Origin of the sequence: Mesorhizobium sp. M7A.F.Ca.US.005.03.2.1 (assembly GCF_003997795.1) — a bacterium.
Lineage (GTDB): Bacteria > Pseudomonadota > Alphaproteobacteria > Rhizobiales > Rhizobiaceae > Mesorhizobium > Mesorhizobium ciceri.
The window spans coordinates 1-606 of record NZ_RZRP01001523.1 but is presented as its reverse complement, the minus strand read 5'-3'; the positions used below and the strand labels follow the sequence as shown (position 1 = coordinate 606).

1 protein-coding gene is annotated in these 606 nt (G+C 67.3%); it reads left to right on the top strand.

Annotation, left to right across the window (positions count from 1 at the left end; translation table 11 throughout):
* The coding region (locus EN991_RS38880; protein ID WP_127370666.1) for an aldehyde dehydrogenase family protein at positions 1-606 on the top strand (606 nt) is incomplete at both ends.

Here is a 606-nt window from a genome sequence, read left to right as displayed (position 1 = left end):
GGCGCGCATGTGCCGATCGACAAGCCGGATCTCGACGTCACCATCCGCCGCGAACCGATCGGTGTCGTTGCCGCGGTGGTTCCGTGGAATTCGCAGCTCTTCCTCTCGGCCGTCAAGCTCGGTCCGGCGCTCGCCGCCGGCTGCACCATCGTGCTCAAGGCCTCCGAGGATGGCCCGGGGCCGCTGCTCGCCTTTGCCGAACTGGTTCATGAGGCTGGCTTTCCCCCAGGCGTCGTCAACATCCTCACCGGTTTGGGCCATGATTGCGGCCGGCGCCTGACCAGCCATCCGCTGGTTTCGCGAGTCGCCTTCACCGGCGGTCCCTCGACGGCGCGCGCCATCGTCAGGAACACGGCGGAGAACCTTGCGTACACCACTCTGGAACTCGGCGGCAAAAGCCCGGTCGTCGTCTTTGCCGACGCCGATCTCGACAGCGCCGCCAATGCGGTGGTCGCCGGCATTTTTGCCGCGACCGGCCAGAGCTGCGTCGCCGGCTCGCGGCTGCTGGTCGAGCGTTCGGTCAAGGATGAATTCCTCGCCCGCCTGAAGCGCAAGGCCGAGGCGATCCGCATCGGCGATCCGCAGGATCCGGCGACCGAAATGGGT